The 19,951-nt window shown below is 69.9% G+C and carries 23 protein-coding genes; 12 read left to right on the top strand and 11 right to left on the bottom strand.

Annotated features, from left to right (window positions below; genetic code table 11):
* Window positions 1-126 precede the first annotated feature (126 nt).
* Together nusA and rimP are read right to left on the bottom strand one after the other, a co-directional pair.
* A complete protein-coding gene (nusA, locus tag ACFWIW_RS20575; RefSeq protein ID WP_378369900.1) occupies window positions 127-1,167 on the bottom strand; it encodes a transcription termination factor NusA in 1,041 nt (346 codons plus the stop codon).
* On the bottom strand, window positions 1,164-1,703 hold the full coding sequence (rimP, locus tag ACFWIW_RS20570) for a ribosome maturation factor RimP (RefSeq protein WP_378369899.1): 540 nt from the start codon (window positions 1,701-1,703) through the stop codon (window positions 1,164-1,166). Before rimP ends, nusA begins: the two co-directional genes overlap by 4 nt.
* 135 nt (window positions 1,704-1,838) lie before the next feature.
* Here rimP and ACFWIW_RS20565 point away from each other — a divergent pair, with 135 nt between their 5' ends.
* On the top strand, window positions 1,839-2,765 hold the full coding sequence (locus ACFWIW_RS20565) for a ferritin-like domain-containing protein (RefSeq protein ID WP_378369898.1): 927 nt from the start codon (window positions 1,839-1,841) through the stop codon (window positions 2,763-2,765).
* 89 nt (window positions 2,766-2,854) lie between these two features.
* On the opposite strand, the gene ACFWIW_RS20560 is transcribed toward ACFWIW_RS20565, so the two are convergent.
* The 5 genes from ACFWIW_RS20560 to ACFWIW_RS20540 all read right to left on the bottom strand — a co-directional run bounded on the left by ACFWIW_RS20560 (window position 2,855) and on the right by ACFWIW_RS20540 (window position 7,496).
* The gene (locus ACFWIW_RS20560; RefSeq protein WP_378369897.1) at window positions 2,855-3,475 is read right to left on the bottom strand and encodes a hypothetical protein; all 621 of its coding nucleotides are present in this window, start codon (window positions 3,473-3,475) and stop codon (window positions 2,855-2,857) included.
* Window positions 3,476-3,563: 88 nt separating this feature from the next.
* Window positions 3,564-4,583 carry an aminotransferase class V-fold PLP-dependent enzyme gene (locus ACFWIW_RS20555; protein WP_378369896.1) on the bottom strand — a complete coding sequence of 340 codons (1,020 nt, stop codon included), beginning with the start codon at window positions 4,581-4,583 and terminating at the stop codon, window positions 3,564-3,566.
* 10 nt (window positions 4,584-4,593) lie between these two features.
* The gene (locus ACFWIW_RS20550) at window positions 4,594-5,355 is read right to left on the bottom strand and encodes an isocitrate lyase/phosphoenolpyruvate mutase family protein (protein WP_378369895.1); all 762 of its coding nucleotides are present in this window, start codon (window positions 5,353-5,355) and stop codon (window positions 4,594-4,596) included.
* 96 nt (window positions 5,356-5,451) lie between these two features.
* Complete coding sequence (locus ACFWIW_RS20545; protein WP_378369894.1) at window positions 5,452-6,957, bottom strand: PH domain-containing protein; 1,506 nt, start codon at window positions 6,955-6,957, stop codon at window positions 5,452-5,454.
* A complete protein-coding gene (locus ACFWIW_RS20540; RefSeq protein ID WP_378369893.1) occupies window positions 6,954-7,496 on the bottom strand; it encodes a PH domain-containing protein in 543 nt (180 codons plus the stop codon). Before ACFWIW_RS20540 ends, ACFWIW_RS20545 begins: the two co-directional genes overlap by 4 nt.
* 55 nt (window positions 7,497-7,551) lie before the next feature.
* Between ACFWIW_RS20540 and ACFWIW_RS20535 the strand changes: the two genes are divergently transcribed.
* Window positions 7,552-8,169 (top strand): TetR/AcrR family transcriptional regulator, encoded by a 618-nt coding sequence (locus ACFWIW_RS20535; protein ID WP_378369892.1) that lies wholly within the window; start codon window positions 7,552-7,554, stop codon window positions 8,167-8,169.
* On the opposite strand, the gene ACFWIW_RS20530 is transcribed toward ACFWIW_RS20535, so the two are convergent.
* From ACFWIW_RS20530 to ACFWIW_RS20515, 4 genes are read right to left on the bottom strand one after another with little or no spacing between them, the layout of a single operon-like run.
* The gene (locus ACFWIW_RS20530) at window positions 8,154-8,516 is read right to left on the bottom strand and encodes a winged helix-turn-helix transcriptional regulator (protein WP_378369891.1); all 363 of its coding nucleotides are present in this window, start codon (window positions 8,514-8,516) and stop codon (window positions 8,154-8,156) included. The genes ACFWIW_RS20535 and ACFWIW_RS20530 overlap by 16 nt on opposite strands.
* 35 nt (window positions 8,517-8,551) lie before the next feature.
* The gene (locus tag ACFWIW_RS20525) at window positions 8,552-9,133 is read right to left on the bottom strand and encodes a TetR/AcrR family transcriptional regulator (RefSeq protein WP_378369991.1); all 582 of its coding nucleotides are present in this window, start codon (window positions 9,131-9,133) and stop codon (window positions 8,552-8,554) included.
* Between the two features lie 51 nt (window positions 9,134-9,184).
* Complete coding sequence (locus ACFWIW_RS20520; protein ID WP_378369890.1) at window positions 9,185-9,622, bottom strand: SRPBCC family protein; 438 nt, start codon at window positions 9,620-9,622, stop codon at window positions 9,185-9,187.
* A 31-nt stretch (window positions 9,623-9,653) separates the two neighbouring features.
* Window positions 9,654-11,447 carry a CocE/NonD family hydrolase gene (locus ACFWIW_RS20515; RefSeq protein WP_378369889.1) on the bottom strand — a complete coding sequence of 598 codons (1,794 nt, stop codon included), beginning with the start codon at window positions 11,445-11,447 and terminating at the stop codon, window positions 9,654-9,656.
* A gap of 73 nt (window positions 11,448-11,520) precedes the next feature.
* Between ACFWIW_RS20515 and ACFWIW_RS20510 the strand changes: the two genes are divergently transcribed.
* The 10 genes from ACFWIW_RS20510 (at window position 11,521) to ACFWIW_RS20465 (ending at window position 19,903) form a co-directional block, all read left to right on the top strand.
* Window positions 11,521-11,889 carry a hypothetical protein gene (locus tag ACFWIW_RS20510; RefSeq protein WP_240601091.1) on the top strand — a complete coding sequence of 123 codons (369 nt, stop codon included), beginning with the start codon at window positions 11,521-11,523 and terminating at the stop codon, window positions 11,887-11,889.
* Window positions 11,886-12,050, top strand: coding sequence for a hypothetical protein (locus tag ACFWIW_RS20505; protein WP_378369888.1), 165 nt, complete (start codon window positions 11,886-11,888; stop codon window positions 12,048-12,050). Before ACFWIW_RS20510 ends, ACFWIW_RS20505 begins: the two co-directional genes overlap by 4 nt.
* A gap of 12 nt (window positions 12,051-12,062) precedes the next feature.
* On the top strand, window positions 12,063-12,752 hold the full coding sequence (locus ACFWIW_RS20500; protein WP_378369887.1) for a response regulator: 690 nt from the start codon (window positions 12,063-12,065) through the stop codon (window positions 12,750-12,752).
* Window positions 12,749-14,098 carry an ATP-binding protein gene (locus ACFWIW_RS20495; protein ID WP_378369886.1) on the top strand — a complete coding sequence of 450 codons (1,350 nt, stop codon included), beginning with the start codon at window positions 12,749-12,751 and terminating at the stop codon, window positions 14,096-14,098. The genes ACFWIW_RS20500 and ACFWIW_RS20495 overlap by 4 nt, the downstream gene beginning before the upstream one ends.
* A gap of 4 nt (window positions 14,099-14,102) precedes the next feature.
* Window positions 14,103-15,011: a LysR family transcriptional regulator gene (locus tag ACFWIW_RS20490; protein WP_378369885.1), complete on the top strand. Its 909-nt coding sequence runs from the start codon at window positions 14,103-14,105 to the stop codon at window positions 15,009-15,011.
* Window positions 15,012-15,122: 111 nt separating this feature from the next.
* Entirely contained in the window at window positions 15,123-16,280 is a 1,158-nt protein-coding gene (locus tag ACFWIW_RS20485) for a CaiB/BaiF CoA transferase family protein (RefSeq protein WP_378369884.1), read from the top strand.
* Between the two features lie 10 nt (window positions 16,281-16,290).
* Window positions 16,291-17,058 (top strand): crotonase/enoyl-CoA hydratase family protein, encoded by a 768-nt coding sequence (locus ACFWIW_RS20480; protein WP_378369883.1) that lies wholly within the window; start codon window positions 16,291-16,293, stop codon window positions 17,056-17,058.
* 1 nt (window position 17,059) lies between these two features.
* Window positions 17,060-17,806, top strand: a complete 747-nt coding sequence (locus tag ACFWIW_RS20475) for an acetoacetate decarboxylase (RefSeq protein WP_378369882.1) — start codon at window positions 17,060-17,062, stop codon at window positions 17,804-17,806.
* Window positions 17,803-18,732 carry a 3-hydroxyacyl-CoA dehydrogenase NAD-binding domain-containing protein gene (locus ACFWIW_RS20470; protein WP_378369881.1) on the top strand — a complete coding sequence of 310 codons (930 nt, stop codon included), beginning with the start codon at window positions 17,803-17,805 and terminating at the stop codon, window positions 18,730-18,732. Before ACFWIW_RS20475 ends, ACFWIW_RS20470 begins: the two co-directional genes overlap by 4 nt.
* A 1-nt stretch (window position 18,733) precedes the next feature.
* Window positions 18,734-19,903 (top strand): acyl-CoA dehydrogenase family protein, encoded by a 1,170-nt coding sequence (locus ACFWIW_RS20465; RefSeq protein WP_378369880.1) that lies wholly within the window; start codon window positions 18,734-18,736, stop codon window positions 19,901-19,903.
* Window positions 19,904-19,951: the final 48 nt, after the last annotated feature.

The following is a 19,951-nucleotide window of genomic DNA, read 5'->3' as shown; positions in this document are numbered from 1 at the left end:
GCAACTCGCCGATCAAGGCCCGCTTACGGCAACCCACACAGGTACGGACCGGGGCTTCCCGGTCATGCTGGAGGTCGGTTCCCGGCCGCGGGCTCTGAACCACTCGTAAGTCTAGCGCTTCGACCTTCACTCAGCCGAACCGGTTGCCGCGGCGGGCCGCGCCTGCCCGGCGTGTGCTTCGTCACCCTGCTCGGGGGCGGCGTCACTGCGGATGTCGATCCGCCAGCCGGTGAGCCGGGCGGCGAGACGGGCGTTCTGCCCCTCCTTGCCGATCGCGAGCGAAAGCTGGAAGTCCGGCACGACGACGCGAGCGGTCTTGGCCCGCTCGTCGACGACCTTCACCGACACAACCTTCGCGGGCGACAGCGCATTCCCGACGAACTTCGCCGGGTCTTCGGAGTAGTCGATGATGTCGATCTTCTCGCCGGCCAGTTCGCTCATCACGTTGCGCACACGCGCGCCGACCGGGCCGATGCACGCGCCCTTGGCGTTGACGCCGGGCACCGTCGAGCGGACCGCGATCTTGGTCCGGTGTCCCGGTTCCCGTGCGACGGCGGCGATCTCGACCGTGCCGTCGGCGATCTCGGGGACTTCGAGGGCGAACAGCTTGTGCACCAGCTTCGGATGCGAACGCGACAGCGTGATCTGCGGGCCCCGGTTGCCGCGCGAGACGGTGACGACGTAGGCCTTGATCCGGTCGCCGTGCTCGTAGGTCTCGCCGGGTACCTGCTCGATCGCGGGCAGCACGCCCTCGATGTCGCCGACCTGGATGACGACCATGCCGCGGGCGTTGGCGCGGGCGTCGCGCTGCACCACGCCGGCGACGAGCTCGTTCTCCTTGGCGGAGAACTCGCCGAAGGTCTTCTCGTGCTCGGCGTCGCGCAGCCGCTGCAGGATGACCTGCCGCGCGGTGGTCGCGGCGATCCGCCCGAAGCCTTCGGGGGTGTCGTCCCATTCCTCGTCGGTCTGGCCGTCCGGGGTGAGGGTGTGCGCGAGGACGCGGACCAGCCCGCTCTTGCGGTCGATGTCGATCCTGGCGTGCGGCTGGTGGCCCTCGGTGTGCTTGTACGCGGTGAGCAGCGCGGTTTCGATCGCTTCGATCACCGTCTCGAAGGGGATGTCCTTGTCCCGTTCGATCGCGCGCAGCGCGGCGATGTCGACGTTCACTTCGGCTCCTCCTTCGGCTCCGTGGTGGCGGCGTTCAGGGCCGACGCATCGTTTTCCAACAGTTTCAGGTCCTCGGCAGGTGGTTGCTTGAACTCGATCTCGATGACCGCCTTGGCCACCGAGGCGTAAGAGACGTCCCGGATCTCGCCGTCCACGAGCACGCGGGCGGATTTCTCCCCCGCGTGCCCGACCCGGCCGATGAACGCCGCGCCTTCGGCCGGGGTGACCTTGACGAGACGGAACTTCGCGCGCCGCCAGTGCCGCTGCACGGTCAGCGGCCGGTCAAGACCCGGCGAGGTGACTTCGAGCGTGTACGCGCTCGCGATCACGTGCTCGTTCTCGTCGAGCGCGGCGGAGACCGCGCGGCTGACGCCCGCCACCTCGTCCAGCCCGACGCCGTCGTCCCCGTCGACGACGACCTTGACCAGCTGACGGCGGCCTGCCTGCTGGACCTCGAAGGAATCGAGGTCGAAACCCGCGGCCTTGACGGCTTCGGCCACGATGGGCTCCAGCCTGCTGGCGAGGTCGTTGGGCACGGTGGAGCGCTCCTGTTCGGCTGTGGGCGACCCGGCGGCGTGGATCCGGGTTCGGTAGTGGACCAGCTTATCCGGTCACCCCCGCGTGACGCGCGAGCGGCGGCCCCGCGCGGGGTACTGGCAGGATGGGGCGGCGTGACCGGAAGATCGACAGAGCCGAGCCGTCGCACTTTCCTGCGGATGGGGGCGCTGGCCGCGCTGGCCGTGCCGCTGGCGTCCGCCTGCTCCCCCGGCTTCGACGAAAGCCCCGACCCGCTCGGCCCTTTGCTGCGCGCGGCGGAGACCGACGCGGCCGGTGCGAAGGCGCTGGGCGCCGAGGGCGAAGCGGTCGCCACCGCGCGGGCCGCGCACGCGGCCGCGCTCAAGACCGAGGTCGACCGGCTCAACCGGCCGAAGCCGGAGCAGTCCGGTCCCGGGGAGACGCCGCCGTCGTCGCTGGACGGGCTCAAGGAGCGGCTCGCGCAGGCCCGCAAGCAGGCCGAGGGACTCGTGCCTTCGCTGCCCCGCTACCGCGCCGGGATGGTCGCCTCGATCGCGGCGGGGTGCGCGGCGCTGCAGCAGAGTTCGGAGAAGCTCGGCCGCGGCGACGACGCCGGAGCCGTCGAGGTGCCCGCCGGGGTCCAGCTCGGCGGGGAGTCGGCGGAGTCGGTCCAGCAGGCGTTGGCCGCCGAACACGCGGCGATCTGGGTGTACGGCCTGGTCAGCGCGTACCTGCCCGCGGCGTTCAGCGGCGCGGTGTCGCGGGGTACGGCCGAGCACGTCAAACGGCGGGACGTCTGCGAACGGATGCTTTCGGCGGCAGGCCAGACCCCCACCGGGCCGGAGGCGGCGTACGTGCCGCCGCGGCCGGTGACCGAGGCGAACTCGGCGATGGAATTGGTGGCGACGGCCGAGGCGGACGCGAGCGCGGCCTGGCTCGGCGTGGTCGACCGGACCGATGACGCGGCCCTGCGGACGACCGCGCTGAACGCGCTGATCGGGTCGGCGCGGCGGGGTACCGCTTGGCGGGCGGAGTTCGGCGCGAAACCGGTGGCGATCGCGATGCCGGGCCAGTCGGCGTAGAGCTGAAGGACGCTTTCCCCGCATGTGACGCGACGAAAGCGTCCTTCACCGCGTGAGATGCGGTGAAGGACGCTTTCAGCCCACGGCGGTCAGCGGCGCAGGTCGCCCGAGAGCCGCAGGGCGTCGGTCGCGATCTTCTCCAGTACCGGCTTGTCCTTCTGCTTGTCGTAGAAGCCGGCCAGCACGATGGCCACCTCGGGCCCGGTGACGTGGGAGTCGTAGGCCGCGTCCTGCCCGGAGATCTTCGGCGCGCCTTGGTCCTTGAAGGTCCCGTCGCGCACCAGGTCGGACACGTTGCCCGTGCCGTCCTTGTCGGTCAGCGCCTTGAGCTGGGTCGCGGTGACCTCGCCGGGCATGGTGACCAGGACGACCGACACCAGCGCCTTCTTCCCGGCGGTCTCGGTCGTGTACAGCGCCCGCGACAGGCGCGTGCACGGCGTATCGGTGAAGAACTTCTTGGTCTCACCGTAGGACTTGCTCGCGCAGTCGGTGGTGACCTGCGGGCCCTCGACCAGCGTGTACTGGAACTGGCCGCTCTTCGACGGCGGGTCCGCGACCGGTGCCGGCTCCGGCTCGTGCCGGATCAGCCACCAGAGCAGGGCCGAGACGACCGCGATGACGACGAGCCCGCCGCCCTTGAGCGCCAGGGCCTTGGTGTCCCTCGGCGGCTTCGGCGCGGGCGGCGGCCCGCCCGGCCCTGCCGGTCGCACCGGCTGAAGCCGGGCCGTTTCCGTCGGTCCCGGGGTAAATTGCGCACCAACCACGGGAACATACGGTAGTTCACGCCCGTCCGGCGGTTCACCTGAACGTGCTTATCACCCGTTCGACGTCGTCAGCCGTGTTGTACAGATGGAAGCCGAATCGCTGCCTCCCGGCCCGGGTACCGGCCACGATGCCCGCTTCCGCCACCCGGCCGGCGTCGGCGTCGAGCGAGACGATCGCACTCCCCTGACCGGGTGAGCCGACCGCTTCGAGGAGCGAGTCGGCGAGGCCGACGCAGTGCGCTCGGACGGCGTCGAGGTCCAAGGACGCGAGGTAGTCGAGCGAGGCGGCGGCGCCGACGAACGCCAGCCAGGCCGGGGACAGGTCGAGCGACCGGGCGCCCTCCGCGAGGCGCAGCGGGAGACCGTAGACGGTCTGCCAGCGGTCCTCGCCCGCGTACCAGTTCGCGGCGACCGGCACGGCCCGCTCCAGCACCCGCGGATGCGCGGCCAGCCACGCCGCCCCGCGCGGCGCGAGCAGCCATTTGTAGCCCGCGGCGACCACCCAGTCGGCCCAGCCGAGGTCCAGTGGCCGCCACCCGGCGGCCTGGGTGGCGTCGAGCAGGACCGCCGCGCCCGCCGCCTCGGCCGCGGCCCGGAGCGCGGCGAGGTCGATCTGGGCGCCGTCCGCCGACTGGACGACGCTGACCGCGACGAGGTCGTGCCCTGCGACGCGCTCGGTCAGCTCGGCCAGCGGGACCTCGGTGACCTTCACCCCGCGGTGCGCCTGGGCCGCGAACGGGAAGGTGACGCTCGTGAAGTCGTTGGCGGCGACCAGCACACTGGCGCCGTCGGGCAGTCCGGCGGCCACGTTCGCGATCAGCTGCGAGACGGACGCCCCGATCGCGACCCGCTCCGCCGGGACGCCGATCAGCGCGCCGAAGCCCGCCCTCGTCCGCGCGACAGGCTCGTCGAAGTCGGCCGGACGGGCCTCGCCACGGCGCCATCGCTCGACCGCCTCCGCCACCGCGTCGGCCACGTGCGACGGCGGGATACCGATGCTGGGCGTGTTCAGATATCCGGGCGGGACGGCGAATTCGGCTCCGAAGGTCGGCATGCTCCCGAGGTTAATGAGATTCCGGGAGCAGGGCCGCGACGTCGGCGTAGGAGGGCGGGGTCAGCGGGAGTTCCCCTCCGTCGCGCACGGCCTCCACCGTGCGCAGCGTGGCGGCCAGCGCCATCCGGTACGGCAGCGACCCGAGGCTGACCCGGGCGACGCCGAGGCCCGCCAGGCCGTCGACGGTGACCTTGCCGGGCAGGAACAGCAGGTTCACCGGCACCCGGACGGCCTTCACCAGCCGTTCGACGTCCGCGGATGCGGAAAGCCCCGGCACGAACACCCCGTCGGCCCCGGCGTCCACATAGGACAGACAGCGGTCGATCGCGGCGCCGATGTCGGGCTCGCCCAGCCAATGCGTGTCCGTGCGGGCGTTGACGAAGAGGCCGGGAGTGCGGTCCTTCGCGGCCGCGATCTTGGCCGCGTGCCGCGCGGGATCCCCCAGGGCGTCTTCGAGGTTGATGCCCGCGACACCGGCTTCGGCGAGCTCCGCCGCCAGCGCGCCGACCTCGCCCGGATCGTCGCTGAACCCGTCGGCGAGGTCGACGCTGATCAGCGCGTCCAGCCCGGCGAGCCGCCGCGCGAGCCGGACGGTGGCGTCCTTCGAGGAAGGTGCTCCGTCCGGTTCGCCCTCGGCGGCCGAGACCCCGAGGCTGGTCGTGCCGAGCGCCGGGAAGCCTTGGGCGGCAAGGAAGGCGGCGGTGCCGAATTCCCAGACGTTCGGCAGGAGCAGCGGGGACCCGGGGACGTGCAGTGCGGCGAATGCGGTCATGGCACGACGGTAGCCAGCGGACGCTTCGGTGACGGCCGAAGTATGGGCCTCGTGAGTGGCAAGGACGGTTAGAACCGTCCTTGCCACTCACGAGGGTCAGGCCCGGTCCAGGAAGGGCGTCAGCAGCTCCGGCACGGACTCCTCCGCGAACAGCAGCCCCTGCTCCTCCCCCGCGTCGTACACCGAATACGCCCCGGCACCGGCGGCCGTGGTCGCCACGACGGTCAGCAAACCCTTGCGCCGCTGGAAGATCGACTGCTTCACCGTCCAGCCGATCACGCCGTCGCGGTCCAGGGCGAACGTGCTCCGCCGCACGGTCCCGTGCCGCCCGACCAGGTACCGCCCGGTGATCCCGTGCCCGAGGTTGCGATAGGCGTCCAGCGCCAGCAGCACCGACGCGGGCAGCAGCACCACGCCGAGCGCGGCGCCGATCACCAGCAGGACGCCGGTCAGCAGGAAGCCGAGGAGCGCGAAGATGGCCAGCAAGACCACCACCGAGCCGATCCACCAGCGCAGCAGCCGTCCCCGCGCGGCTCGCGGATGCCCGGTGAGCCGGACCGCTTCGGTCGGCGAGACCGGTTCGCGCAGCACCGCCGCGGCGATCCGGTTGGCCGTCGCGACCGGCGCGGCCGGCAGAAGCGTGTGGTAGTCGGTCTTGTCCTTGTCGTCGCTTTGGCGCATACCGGTGGCGATCGCGTCGACGCGCGCCGCGCCGGAGATCCGGTTCCCGAGCGGCTCGACGAGGTCGACCCCGCGCATCCGGCGTTCCTCGATCGAGATCGAGCGCGTGGTGAACAGGCCCCGGCGCACCCGCAGCGTGCCGCCGGGTTCGCGGTCGAGCCGGTAGTTCCACCACATCTCGACCCACAGGCCCAGCGCGCCGATCAGGCCGACGACCATCGCGATCGCCAGCAGGATCAGGATCGCCACCACCAGCGGGATACCGCGGAACAGGCCGATCACCCAGTCGATCAGGCCCTTCCGCAGGCCCGCCCATTCGGAGACCTGCATGAGGCCACCACCCGCCGCGAGGCCCAGCGCCGGGGTCAGGAACGACATCGGCGCGTAGCGGATCCAGCTCCGGTCGAGTTCGGCGAGCGGGGCGTCCTCGTCGGTCTCCGTGATCTCCGCGCGGCGCAGCAGTTCCGCGCGCAGCCGCTCGGCTTCGGCACGCGAGACGGGGTTGAGTTTGATCCGGCCCTGCCCGCCCGACTCGTGCGAGCCGGTGCCGATGGTCACCACCGCGACGCCGAACAGCCGGTGCAGCGGGTTCGCCGTCAGGTCGACGTTGCGGATCCGCTCGCGCTGCAGGGATTTCCGTGTACGGAAGACCAGGGTGAACGCCGTCTCCAAGCGTTCCGGCGTGACGCGGTAGCGGACCCCCTTCCAGTAGAAGAGGTCCGCCAGCACGCCGCCGGCGACGAGGACCAGCCCGCCGGCCACGACCCAGGCGAGCGCGACCCAGAATCTCGCGCCTCCGCCCACGATCGCCGCCGTGGTCGGGATCGCGGCACCGACGGCCGCGCCGGTCATCATCACCGCGGTGACCGCGAGCGTCCGCTTGTCGAGTGTGTTCCAGCCCTCGAACTCACCCGAGGTCATGTCGCGTCCCCTGGCGTCGCCTGCGTCGTTTCGGTGAGCTGCTCCGCCAGGTTCGCGGCCAGTTCGTGGTCGAGCCCGCGGATCTTGACCGCGCCCCGCGCCGACGCCGTGGTCACCGTGACGGTCGCGAGCTTGAACACCTGCTGCAGCGGCCCGCGCAGGGTGTCCACGGTCTGGATCCGCGACATCGGCGCGACGCGCCACTCCTGCCAGAAGAACCCGGAGCGCGCGTACACCGCCGTGTCCGTGACCTCCCAGCGATGCACCTTGAACCACCACAGCGGCATCGCGATCACCCAGATCAGACCCGCCACCGCGAACACCACCGCCGGCGTCAGCAGCCAGGACCGCGCGGGCGCGATCAGCAGCCCGAGCACCACCAGCACCAGCACCGGCGCGCCCCAGAAGAGCGTTCCCTGCAGCCGCCACCACCCCACGACCCGCTGATCCAGCGCGTTCCGCGGCGGCCTCAGCCGCACCTTCCCCCGTTCGGCTTCCACCGAATTCACCCCCGACGATCGTTTACAATGCGATCGCATCGTAATAACGTGCGACCGTAGTGGCAATGCGATCGCATTGCAAACGGCGGAACGGATGGTGAAGGTGCCGAAACAGGTGGATCACGGCGCGCGACGCGCGGAGATCGCCGAGGCGCTGACGCGGCTGACGGCCACACGAGGCCTCGAAGGAGTCAGCCTCCGGCACGTCGCCGCCGAAGCGGGGATGTCGATGGGCTTGGTGCAGCATTACTTCAAGACCAAGGACGAGATGCTGCTGTTCGCCGTCGAACGCCGCTCGCAGGTGTACGAGGAGCGCATCAAGGCTCAGCTGGAGGCAGGCGAACTACCGTCGACGCCCAAGGCCATCATCCGCGCGATCATGGTCGAGATCCTGCCGCTCGACGAGCGCCGCCGCGGCGACTGGCTGATGGGCGTCGCGTTCTTCATCCGCGCGATCTCCGACCCGTCGTTCGCGGCCGCGTTCACCGACGGCGTCCCCCAGTTGTTCGAACTGTTCGCGATCCTGATCCGCCAGGGCCAGGAGGCCGGTGATGTCGACAAGTCGGCCGATCCGATGCACGAGTCCGCGATCCTCTGGGCACTCGCCGATTCACAGGGCACCAACATCGTGATGAAGCACCGCACCCCGGACGAGGCGCTGTCCACAGTGGACTATCACCTCGACCGGCTGTTCGGTCAGGCGGTGAGCTGACCGTCGTAGTTCTTGCGCGCGTCGAGCACCTCGCCCATGTGGACGCGAGCCCATTTGTCGAGCATTTCGAGCGGTTCGGCGAGGTTGCGGCCGAGCGCGGTCAGCTCGTACTCCACATGCGGAGGGATCTCCGGGTACGCCGTGCGCTTCAGGATCCCGTCGCGGACGAGGCTGCGCAGCGTCTGGGTGAGGACCTTCTGCGAGATGCCGCGCACGCGTTTGCCGATCTCGGTGAACCGGAGCGGGCCGTCGCCGAGCACGCCGACGATCAGCACGGTCCACTGATCGCCGATGCGGTCGAGCAGCGCGCGGGTCGGGCAGTCGGGGTCGTACGGGTTTCCGAGCACGTGACCTCCTCACTCTCCCGGGGAGAGTAACACGCCTAGCGGGAGGGGGCGGGCTGCATCAACGCCTCGAACAGCAGGATCAGATGACGGCGGCCGCGCTCCCAGCGCGCCTCCAGTTCGGCCTGGTCGCGGGTCGCCCAGCTGGCGATGAGGATGCCGCGGACGACGTCCATCGCCGTGTACACCGCGTGCAGGAATTCGGGATGATCCGAATGGTCCGGCAGCAGCGCCTTGCCGAATTCGACCAGGCTGCTCGTCGCGATCGGCTCGACCTCCGCCATCTGGGCGCGCAGTTCCGCGTCGGTCCGCGACGCCACCCACAGCTCGACGGTCGCCGAGAAGACCGGCCCCTGGTGCATCTCCCACAGCAGCTGCAACGCGTCCCCGACCGGGTCGGCCGAGGCCTTGAGCCGGTCGATCTCCGCCATCGCGACCTCGGTGCGCTTGGCCGCGAGATGCCGGATCGCGGAGGTGACGAGGTCGGTCTTGGTCGGGAAGTGGTGCACCTGCGCGCCGCGGGTCACCCCGGCGCGATCCGCGACGCGGGTGGTCGTGGTGCCCGCGTAGCCGTACTCCACGAGACAGTCGATCGTGGCGTCGAGCAGCCTGACGCGCATCGCGGCGCTGCGTTCCTCCTGCGTGCGTCGTGGGGCTGCCATACGCCTACTTTATGGTGCGCCGCGCGAGGCGCGCGCCACGAGGCTCTCGACCATGCGCCCGATGAAGTGGCCGAGGAAGCGGCGATAGAACCAGCCGGTGCCCGGGATCTTGGCGGTGAACGTGGAATGCCAGTGGATCGCGGTGCCGCCCCGCTCGGAGGTGAGGTCGACGTAGGCGCGGTAGTCCCGCACCGGGAGCCCCTTCTTCAGGGAGTAGCCGAAGCGTTTGCCGGGTTCGAGCGCGATGACCTCTTCGCAGCTGTTGACGCCGTTGGTGCTGAAGACGCCGACGGCGCCGAGACCGTTGTCGTCCCCCTTGTCCAGCAGGCGGAACGCGCCCATGGGCGACCAGTCCGGCCAATGCTCGCGGTCCACGAGGAGGGCGTAGACGGCGTCGGGGCTCGCGCTCGTGTGGCCGTGGACGGAAATGCGCTGGATCTTCGCCATACGTGCTCCTTCTCTCCTCGCATTCAGAGGACTAAACGCGGCCGGCGACCGGTACCGAAAGCGAAGTCCCGCCCAGTTCGAACGTCACCCGGGAACCGAGCGCGGGCAGCGCCGGGTCGAACATGTCCCCGTCGGTCCCGCCCAGGACGAGCGCAAGACGGTGCCCCGCCGGGACGACGTGGTCGAGGCTGCTCAGCCGGAAAGTCATCGTGTACGCCTTGCCTGGCACGAGCGGTTCACCTCGCCACAGTGACCGGTGATGGCCGAGGTCCGCCCAGCCGGTCGCCACGATCCGTTTGTCCACTGTGGTCAGATCGGCGACGGTGTCGAGGAAGCAGCCGGTGTCCGCGGCGGTACCCGCGCCCCAGCAGGAGCGGGTCGTCAGGTTCTTCGTGCCGAGCGCGGGGAATTTCGTGTTCCGCACGGTCGCGGGCCCGTAGTCGACCAGCACCGCGCCGAGCCGCGCGCCCGGCTTGTCCGAACGGGCGGTCACCGTCACGGTGGCGGTCCCGGCCACGCGCGTGTCCGCCCGCACGGGTTCACCGGCGAAGACGACCCGATCCGGGCCCGGCTGCGACGGGTTCTCCACCCACTGTGACGCCCCGCGCGCCGGATCGTCGGTCACCGAAGCCGTGCCCTGTGACGGGCGATGCCCCAGCCCGCCCGCCTCCGATGGCCACAAGACGCGCGACCGCGTGACAGGCGGCCAGCGGCGCTCGTCGGTCCAACGGTCCGGCGAGTGCTCGATCCGGATCGCGGGTTCGGTCTCGACGCCGTTGCGGACGCCGAGCAGCCAGCGGTCGAACCAGCGGTGCAGCGTCCGCACGAACAGCGACCGGTCGAGGTCGAACGGGTCGACGTGCGCCGCCTGGTGCAGCCACGCCTTGCGCGGCACACCGTAGGCGTTCAGCGCCTCCCACCAGGGCCCGAACTGGATCGGGTTGACGTTGAGGTCGTGGAAGCCCATGGACGCGAAAACGCTGGCGCGCACCTTGCCGGTCTTCGCGACGTAGTCGAGCCCGCGCCAGTACTCGTTGAAGTTCCCGTCCGTCCCCGCGCGCCGCGCGTTGTCCTCTTCGAACGGGCGGCACAGCTTCCCGGCGCGCTCGTTGTAGAAACCGGGACCGCCCGCCCAGCCGAAGTAGGCGCCGTGGGAGTTGTGGACCTCGTAGTACGAACTGACCCCCGCGATCGGCACGATGGTCTTCAGGCCCTCGATCCCGGACGCCGCCATCCCGATCGCCGTCGCGCCGTCCTGCGACTTCCCGATCGCGCCGACCGACCCGTTCGCCCAGTCCGCGCGGACCCGCTCGGGCCCGAACGGCGTGCGGAAGGCCTGGGCTCGCCCGTTGAGCCAGTTCACGACGCCGTTGCCGGACGCGACGTCGTCGAAACACCCGGAAGAGCGATTGGTGCCCCCGACGTCGACCAGCACGACCGCGTACCCGCGTGGGACGAAGTAGTTGTCGTAGAAGAGCGGGAACTGCGACGGCGTGCCGTCGGGGAGGTACGTCTTCGGCTGGCGCTCGTTGCCGCGCCCGACCTTCTCGAAGTACGGGCTGACGTCCATGATCACCGGAACGCGCTGCCCGCGGGCGGCCGGTTCCGCCGGGCGGATGATGTCGGCGGCGACGCGGTCGGCCTGCCCGTCGCGGTCGAGGTCCTGGCCGGTCTCCACCCAGGCGGTCTCCCGGATGGCCTTCTCGTAGGAGAACACCGGCGCGCTGACGCCGTCACGCAGGACGAGCCCGGATGACGCGACGGCGGGCGCGGCGGTGAACAGCAGTGTCGCCACGACGGTGGCGGTCAAGGTCTTGAGCCCCATCGTCCGAGTATCGCTTACAAAACCCGAACATTTCCCCCACATTCCTCGTATCCGGCCGCGCCACGCTCTTCGCATGCTGAAACACACCATCGCCGTCTGCCTCACCGCGGCCGGCCTCGTCGCTCTCGCCCCCGCCGCCTCGGCCCAGGCACCTATCACCCTGAGCCCCGAAGAGTCCCAGACGCTGTGCGCCGAATGGCTGCCCAAGCTCACCCAGCGCACCACGAAGCTCACCGAACGCATCAACGGCGGCCCCGAGGTCCGCGGGTCGGTCGCGAATCTCAAGGCCAGGGCCGAAGGCCAGCGCAAGAAGGGCCACAACGACACCGCGGACAGGCTCCAGAAGCGCGCCGACAAACGCAACGGGCGGCTTCCCGAACTCACCGCGGCGAAGCAGAAGCTCGACGCGTTCGCCGCCGCGCACTGCAAGGCGGGCAAGTGAAACGCCTCCTGGCCACCGGTTTGACCGCGCTCGCGCTGTTCGGCACGGCCGCGTGCGGCGACGACGAACCCGCGTCGAGCCCGGCGCCGGGGCAGCTGAGCGACGTCCAGCACACCCTCGACTCGATCGAGCGGGACATGGCAGGCGACCCGGCCCCGTGACAGGATCTGCCGGTGACGACACAACCGGGACGCGGGCTGGTGCTGGTCGTCGAGGACGACCCCGCGATCGCCGAGCTCGCCTCGCTGTATCTGCGGCGGGACGGATTCGGCGTGCACGTGGAGGCGGACGGCGGCGCGGCACTGGCCACGATCCGGCGGCTGCGCCCGGTCGCGATCGTGCTCGACATCGGACTGTCCGGAATGGACGGTATCGAGATCTGCCGGACCCTGCGCGCGGACGGCGACTGGACGCCCGTGCTGTTCGTGACCGCGCGCGACGACGAACTGGACCGCTTGCTGGGCCTGGAGATCGGCGCGGACGACTATCTGACGAAACCGTTCAGCCCGCGTGAACTTTCGGCGCGGGTCCGGACCGTGCTGCGCCGTGCCGCCGGAGCGCCGTCGCCCGCCGAGACCTACACCGCGGGCGACGTCCGGGTCGACGTCACCCAGCGGCGTGTCTGGGCGGGCGGCACCGAGATCGCGCTGACGTCGACCGAATTCGAGCTGCTGACCCATCTGGTGCGAAGGCCAGGCCAGGTGTTCAGCCGCGAGCAGCTGCTCAGTTCCGTCTGGGGTTACGCGGCGTCGGCGGGAACGCGGACCGTCGACGTCCACATCGCCCAGCTGCGCGGGAAACTGGGCGAGCACAGTCCGATCAGGACGGTCCGCGGGACCGGGTACGCGGCGGACGCCGGATGAACCGGACCTCGCTCACGCTGCGGATCACCGTGGTGTGCCTCGCGATCGCCGCGGTCGCGGTGGTGGTCGCCGGGCTGGTCGCGGCCCGGCTCGTCCACACCGCCGGCACCGACGTGCTCCGGCAGTCGCTCTCGGCGCAGGCCGACGTGGTCGCGAGCCAGCTCGACGAAACCGGGATCGGCAACCGGCTCAGCGTCGGCAAGGTCGCGGAAGTCGTTCGTGGACAAGGGATCGACGTCGTCGTCCGCCGTCCGAACGGGACACTCGGCGGCGCCGGGACCGACGCGGCGATCGCCGCCACCGAAACCGGGTTCGCCCGCTCGGGCACGGTGACGGTGGAAGGCAGGCAGTACCTGGTCGAAGCCCGCACCGTGGGCGCGAGAGGGGCCGCGTTCGCGCTGGTGCAGTCGACGGAGATCGGTGCGGCGCGCGGCCGGACGCTGGTGCACAACATCGTGCTCGCGCTCGGCGCCGGGCTGGCGGTCGCCGCGATCGCCGGGCTGGTGCTGAGCCGGATGCTGTCGCGGCCGTTGCGCCGGGTCGCGTCGGTGGCGGGCGGGATGCGCGCCGGGCGCCGTGACCTGCGCGTTCCGGTGGAAGGCCCGTCCGAGGTCGCGGACGTGGCGAAATCGGTCAACGAACTGGCCGACGCCCTGCAGTACAGCGAGGCGCGGCAGCGCGAGTTCCTGCTTTCGGTGTCGCACGAACTGCGGACGCCGCTGACCGCCGTCACCGGATTCGCCGAGGCGATCGGTGACGGCGTGGCCGAGGGCGAGGACGCGCGCCGCGCCGGGCAGACCATCCATCGCGAGGCCGGACGGCTGGAACGCCTGGTCAGCGACCTGCTGGAGCTGGCACGGCTGGGCGCGGACGAGTTCCGCCTCGACCCGGCGCGCCTCGATCTCGCCGCGCTGGTCGACGAATGCGCGGACGTCTGGCGGCTGCGGTGCGCACGGCAGGACGTCACGCTCGTGGTCGAGCGGCCGCCCGGCGAGGTGCCGGTGATCGCCGATCCGCGGCGGCTCCGCCAGGTCGTCGACGGACTGGCCGAGAACGCGCTGCGCGTGACCCCGGCGGGTGCGCCGATCGTGTTCTCGCTGGTCGCGGACGGCGGCCAAGCCCGGCTGGCGGTGCGGGACGGCGGGCCCGGCCTCGCGCCGGAGGACTACCCGGTCGCGTTCGAGCGCGGGGTGCTGAACCGGCGCTACCGCGACCGCCGCCCGGTCGGTTCGGGTATCGGGCTCGCGCTGGCGCACGGCCTGGTCACCCGCATGGGCGGCACGCTGACGGCGGGGCCGGCACCCGAAGGCGGAGCCGCGTTCACCGTGGCGTTCCGGTTAGGGTGATCACGTGGAGATGTTGCACCTGCGGTATTTCGTGGCCGTCGCCGAGGAACTGAATTTCTCCCAGGCGGCCCGCAAACTGCACATGGCCGCCTCGCCGCTCAGCCAGCGCATCAAGGACCTCGAACACGAACTGGGCCACAAGCTGTTCGACCGCAGCACACACCACGTCACGCTCACCGCGGCCGGTTCCGCGCTGCTCCCCATCGCGAGGGACGTCCTCGAACAGGTCAACGCGATCCCCTGGCGGCTGCGGGAAGCGGTGAAACCCCGGCGGAGCACCGTGTTCGTCGGCATCCCCGCCGGCGTGCACCCGGCCCTGCGCGAACGGGTCAAACGGCTCGAAGAACGCTGTCACGACCGCTTCGAGCTCAAGCGCTGGCCGGGTACGACACCCGATCTGGTGGCCGCGGTGCACGAGGGCAAGCTGGCGTTGTCGCTGGTCCGAATGCCGGTGACCGATCCCGCGCTGGAGATCGTCCCGGTGCAGGTGGAGCGGCTCGGCGCGGTCGTCCCGGCGGACCGGTTCGCCGGACGGGACACCGTCACCATCGCCGAATTGAGTGATCTGTCCTATATCCCGTCGGCATCGGAGAGCATTCCGGCCTATTCGGACGATATGGACCGTAAATTGTCGAACTCGGGCATCAGGAAAAGGCTCAAAGTCGGCGGAACCGAGTATTCGGGCATTTCCGAACTGGTGGCGAACGGGTCCTCGTTCTCGATCACGATGCTCGATCCGGCCAGCCCGATGCATCTGTTCCTCGTCGACGGCGCGACCATCCTGCCGTTCGCCGATTTCCAGCCCCGGCTGGAGACCGCACTGGTCTGGCGGCGCGACCGCGCCGAGGAGGGCGACCTCGCCGAACTGGTGGCCGGGGTACGCGAGATCTTCGCCGAACCGCTTTCCACCTGAAGAATGGTATGACCACCGCGGTCATACCATTCCGCTTTTCTTGATCATTCCCTTCACCGCAATTCGCGCCTAGCTTCGGTTGTAGAGCGAACAACGGCGAAGGGAAGCAAAATGACTCACACCGCCACCGGACCACTGGACGGCGTTCGCGTGATCGACCTTTCGACGGTCGTCATGGGCCCGTACGCCGCGCAGATCCTCGGCGACCTGGGCGCCGACGTGATCAAGATCGAGTCCCCCGCCGACACCGTGCGGGTCGGCAAGTTCCGCACGACGCCGGGCATGACCGCGCTGAACCTGAACGTGAACCGCAACAAGCGCAGCGTCGCCCTCAACCTCAAGGACGAGGAAGAGCGCGAGCAGGCGCTCAAGCTGATCGACACCGCCGACGTGCTGATCACCAACATGCGTCCCGGCGCGCTGAGCAGGCTCGGCATGGACTACGCCGATCTCGCCGCGCGCAACCCGGGCCTGGTCTACGCCCACGCGCAGGGTTTCCGCGGCGACTCCGACCGCGCGGGGCACGCCGCCTACGACGAGACGGTGCAGGCGTCGTCCGGTCTGGTCGACGTCGCGAACCGCGCGCTCGGCAAGCCGGTCTACCTGCCGACGATCATCGGCGACAAGGTCTCCTCCCTGACCATCGCCTACACCGTGCTCGCCGCGCTGGTGCACCGCGACCGGACCGGCGAGGGCCAGCGGGTCGAAATCCCGATGACCGACACGCTGATCGCGTTCAACCTCGTCGAGCATCTCGCCGGGCACGTGTTCGAGCCCGCGGAGGGCCCGACCGGTTTCGGCCCGTCGATGAACCCCGGCCACCAGGCGGTGCACACCAAGGACGGCATGGCCTGTGTGATCCCTTACAACCCGCAGAACTTCCGCGACTTCTTCCACGCCGCCGGGCGGCCGGAACTGGCCGAAGACCCGCGGGTCAACGGCGACGCGATCGACGGCGCCGACCACGAGGCGCTGGCCGCGATGATCGCCGAATGCGCCCCGGCGCTGACCACCGAGGAGTGGACCGAGGTCTGCGCGAAGCACAGCATCCCGATGGCCCCCGTTCTCGAACTCGACCGCGCGCAGGACGACGAATACGTCCGCGACGGTCACCTGCTCGACGTCGTCGAGCACCCGAGCGAGGGCTCGATCCGCACCATCGGCATCCCGGTGAAGTTCTCCCGGACCCCCGGTTCCGTCCGGCGCCTGGCTCCCCTGCCGGGCCAGGACACCGAAGAAGTCTTGCGTGAACTCGCCACCACACGCTGAGGAAGAACCCATGAGCACCGACGAAGTACGCACGGAACGGGTCGGCGGCACGCTGCTGATTACGATCGACCGGCCGCGGGCCCGCAACGCGGTGAACGCCGCCGTCGCGGCAGGCCTGGCCGAAGCACTGGACCTGCTGGAGTCCGATCCCACGCTGCGGGCCGGAGTCCTGACCGGCGCGGACGGTTCGTTCAGCGCCGGTATGGACCTCAAAGCGGCCTTGCAGGGCGAGTCGCCCGAGATCCCCGGCCGCGGGTTCGGCGGGCTGACCGAGGCCGAACTGTCGAAGCCGCTGATCGCGGCCGTCGAAGGCTGGGCCATGGGTGGCGGGTTCGAGCTGGCACTGGGCTGCGACCTGATCGTCGCCGCCGAAGACGCGAAGTTCGGGCTGCCCGAGGTGAAACGCGGGCTGATCGCCGCCGGTGGCGGCGTGATCCGGCTGCCGAAGCGGATCCCGCATCACCTGGCGATGGAGTTCCTGCTCACCGGCGAGCCTCTCGGCGCCGAACGCGCGGGAGAGCTGGGCCTGGTGAACCGGGTCGTCCCCACCGGCGAGGCCACCGCGGTCGCCCTGCAACTGGCCGAGCGGATCGCCGCCAACGCTCCCCTGGCGCTGGCACTGGTCAAGAAGATCGTCCGCGCGGCGGACGGCGTTCCCGACCCGCAAGCGTTTGCCACCCAGCGCTCGGAGCTGACGGCGCTGATGAAGTCGGCCGACGTCCGCGAGGGCATGCAGGCCTTCGCCGAACGCCGCACTCCACAGTGGGCTGGAGAGTGAGATGAAGCAGCAAGACGTTCTCCGGCACGTGACCACCCCGCTCACGAATCCCGCGTACGCGCCGGTCGTGCCGCGGTTCACCGACCGGGAGTACCTGAACATCGTCTACCGCACCGACGCCGACGCCCTGCGCGCCGTCGTGCCGGAGCCCCTGGAAATCGACGAGCCGCTCGTGCGGTTCGAGGTGATGAAGATGGGCGACGTCAGTGGTTACGGGCCCTACACCGAGTCCGGGCAAGCGATCCCGGTGAGCTTCGAGGGCGAGCGCGGTGAGTACCTGCATGCGATGTACCTCGACAACTTCCCGGCCACCGCCTCCGGACGCGAGATCAGCGCCTACCCGAAGACCATCGGCTCGCCAAAGCTGTTCGCCGAGAACGGCGCGCTCGTCGGCACACTCGACTACGGCAGCCAGCGCGTCGCCACCGCGACCATGGGTTACAAGCACCACCGGCTGGACGTGCGCGAGGCCGAAGCGCAGATCACCGTGCCGACGTTCATGCTCAAGACCATCCCGGACTACGACGGTTCGCCCCGGGTGTTCGAACTGGTCCGCACCGAGATCACCGACGTGGTGGTCAAGCAGGCGTGGACAGGGCCTGCGCGGCTGCAACTGTTCCAGCACGTGCTGGCCCCGCTCGCCGACCTTCCGGTGCTGGAGGTCGTTTCCGCGAGCCACATCCTCACCGACCTGACGCTCGCCCCGGTCAAGCCGGTCTTCGACTACTTGAAGGGAGCAAGGTCATGATCTTCCGCACCGCCGCGGTGATCGGCGCGGGCACCATCGGCCTGTCGTGGACGGCGTTGTTCGCCGCGCACGACATGGAGGTCCAGGTCTCGGATCCGCGACCGGACCTCGCCGAGGCCGTCGCGGACGCACTGGAGGCGTTCGCCCCGCATCTCGGCCGGACCGTCGCGGAACTCGCGCCTCGCGTCCACCTCGCCACCGATGTGGCCGAAGCCGTCCGGAACGCAGATGTCGTACAGGAGAACGGACCCGAGAACGTCGAGTTCAAAAAGGACCTGTTCGCGACGCTGGTCCGCGAAGCACCGGCTCACGCTTTGTTGCTCAGTTCGTCTTCCGCGATCCCCTCGACCGCGTTCACGGCGGAGCTGGACGACGCGTCGCGAGTCCTCATCGGACACCCGTTCAACCCGCCGCACCTGATCCCGCTGGTCGAGGTCGTGCCCGGTGAGCGCACCGGGGCCGAGTCCGTCGAGCGGGCCGTGGAGTTCTACCGGTTCGTCGGCCGCACCCCGGTGGTGGAACGCAAGGAGATCCCCGGGTTCGTCGGCAACCGGCTGCAGAACGCGCTGAGCCGCGAGGCGATCTACCTGGTGGAACAGGGTGTCGTGTCACCGTCCGAACTGGACGCGGTGATGACGAACTCGCTCGGTATCCGCTGGTCGACAGTCGGGCCGTTCCTCGGCTCGCATCTGGGTGGCGGCCCCGGCGGCTACCGGCATATGGCCGAGCACATCGGCAAGTCGATGAAGCAGATGTGGGCGGGCCTCGGGCAGCCCTCGCAAGACCCCGAAGAACAGGAACGGCTCATCGAAGCCGTGGAATCCGCTTACGGCTCCTCCACGTACTCGGAACTCGCCGAGGCGCGCGACCGCAAGCAACTCGCGGTCCTGTCCGCTTTGGACAGTGCCGCCAGGGAGGAGAACTGAAATGACCGCCGACTTCTACGCCTACGAGGACCTGCTGCCGGAGGAAGAGCGCAAGCTGCTGCTCAAAACGCGTGACTTCATGCGCTCCGAGGTCAAACCGCTGGTGAACGAATACTGGGCCAAGGGCGAATTCCCGCACGAGCTCGTCGGCAAGTTCCGCGAACTCGGTGTCGCCGGGCTGCCCTACGAGGGTTACGGCGAGCACCTTCCGGCCACCAGCCACCTGCTCAGCGGCATGATGGCGATGGAGATGACCCGCACGGATCCTTCCGTGGCCACGTTCTTCGGTGTCCACAACGGACTCGCGATGTACAGCATCTACTCCGGCGGCAGCCAGGAACAGCGCGACCGCTGGCTCCCGTCGATGGCGGCGATGGACAAGATCGGCGCCTTCGCGATGACCGAACCGCTCGGCGGTTCCGACGTCGCGGGCGGCATGCGCACCACGGCGCGGCGCGAGGGCGACACCTGGATCCTCAACGGTGCCAAGAAGTGGATCGGCAACGCGACCTTCGCGGACCTCGTCATCGTGTGGGCCCGTGACGAGGCGGACAACCACGTCAAGGGTTTCGTGGTCGAGAAGGACTCGCCGGGATTCGTACCGGTCAAGATCGAGAACAAATTCGCGTTCCGGATCGTGGAGAACGCGGAGATCACGCTGACCGACGTGCGGGTGCCGGAAGCCAACCGGTTGCAGGGCATCGATTCGTTCCGCGACGTCGCCGAGATCCTGCGCGCGACCCGCGGCGGTGTGGCGTGGCAGGCGCTGGGCGTGATGATCGGCGCCTACGAACTCGCGCTGGACTACGCCAAGGAGCGCAAGCAGTTCGGCCGTCCGATCGCGCGGTTCCAGCTGGTGCAGGACCTGCTGGTGAAGAGCCTCGGCAACATCACCGCGTCGTGGGGCATGCTGGTGCAGCTGGCGAGGTTGCAGGACGCCGGGATCTTCAAGGACGAGCACTCGTCGCTGGCGAAGGCGTTCGTGACCTCGCGGATGCGGGAGGTCGTCGCCTGGGGCCGCGAGATCTTCGGTGGCAACGGGATCGTGCTGGACAACGACATCATGCGGTTCTTCACCGACGCCGAGGCGATCTACTCGTTCGAAGGCACGCGGGAGATGAACACGCTGATCGTCGGGAAGGCGATCACCGGCCAGAGCGCCTTCGTGTAAGTGGCGCTTTGCGCGTGAAGGCCCCCTTCCCTCGGCTCAGCCGAGGGA

The organism is Amycolatopsis sp. NPDC058340 (assembly GCF_042723975.1).
Taxonomy (GTDB): domain Bacteria; phylum Actinomycetota; class Actinomycetes; order Mycobacteriales; family Pseudonocardiaceae; genus Amycolatopsis.
This window is presented reverse-complemented; position numbering and strand designations above follow the sequence as displayed.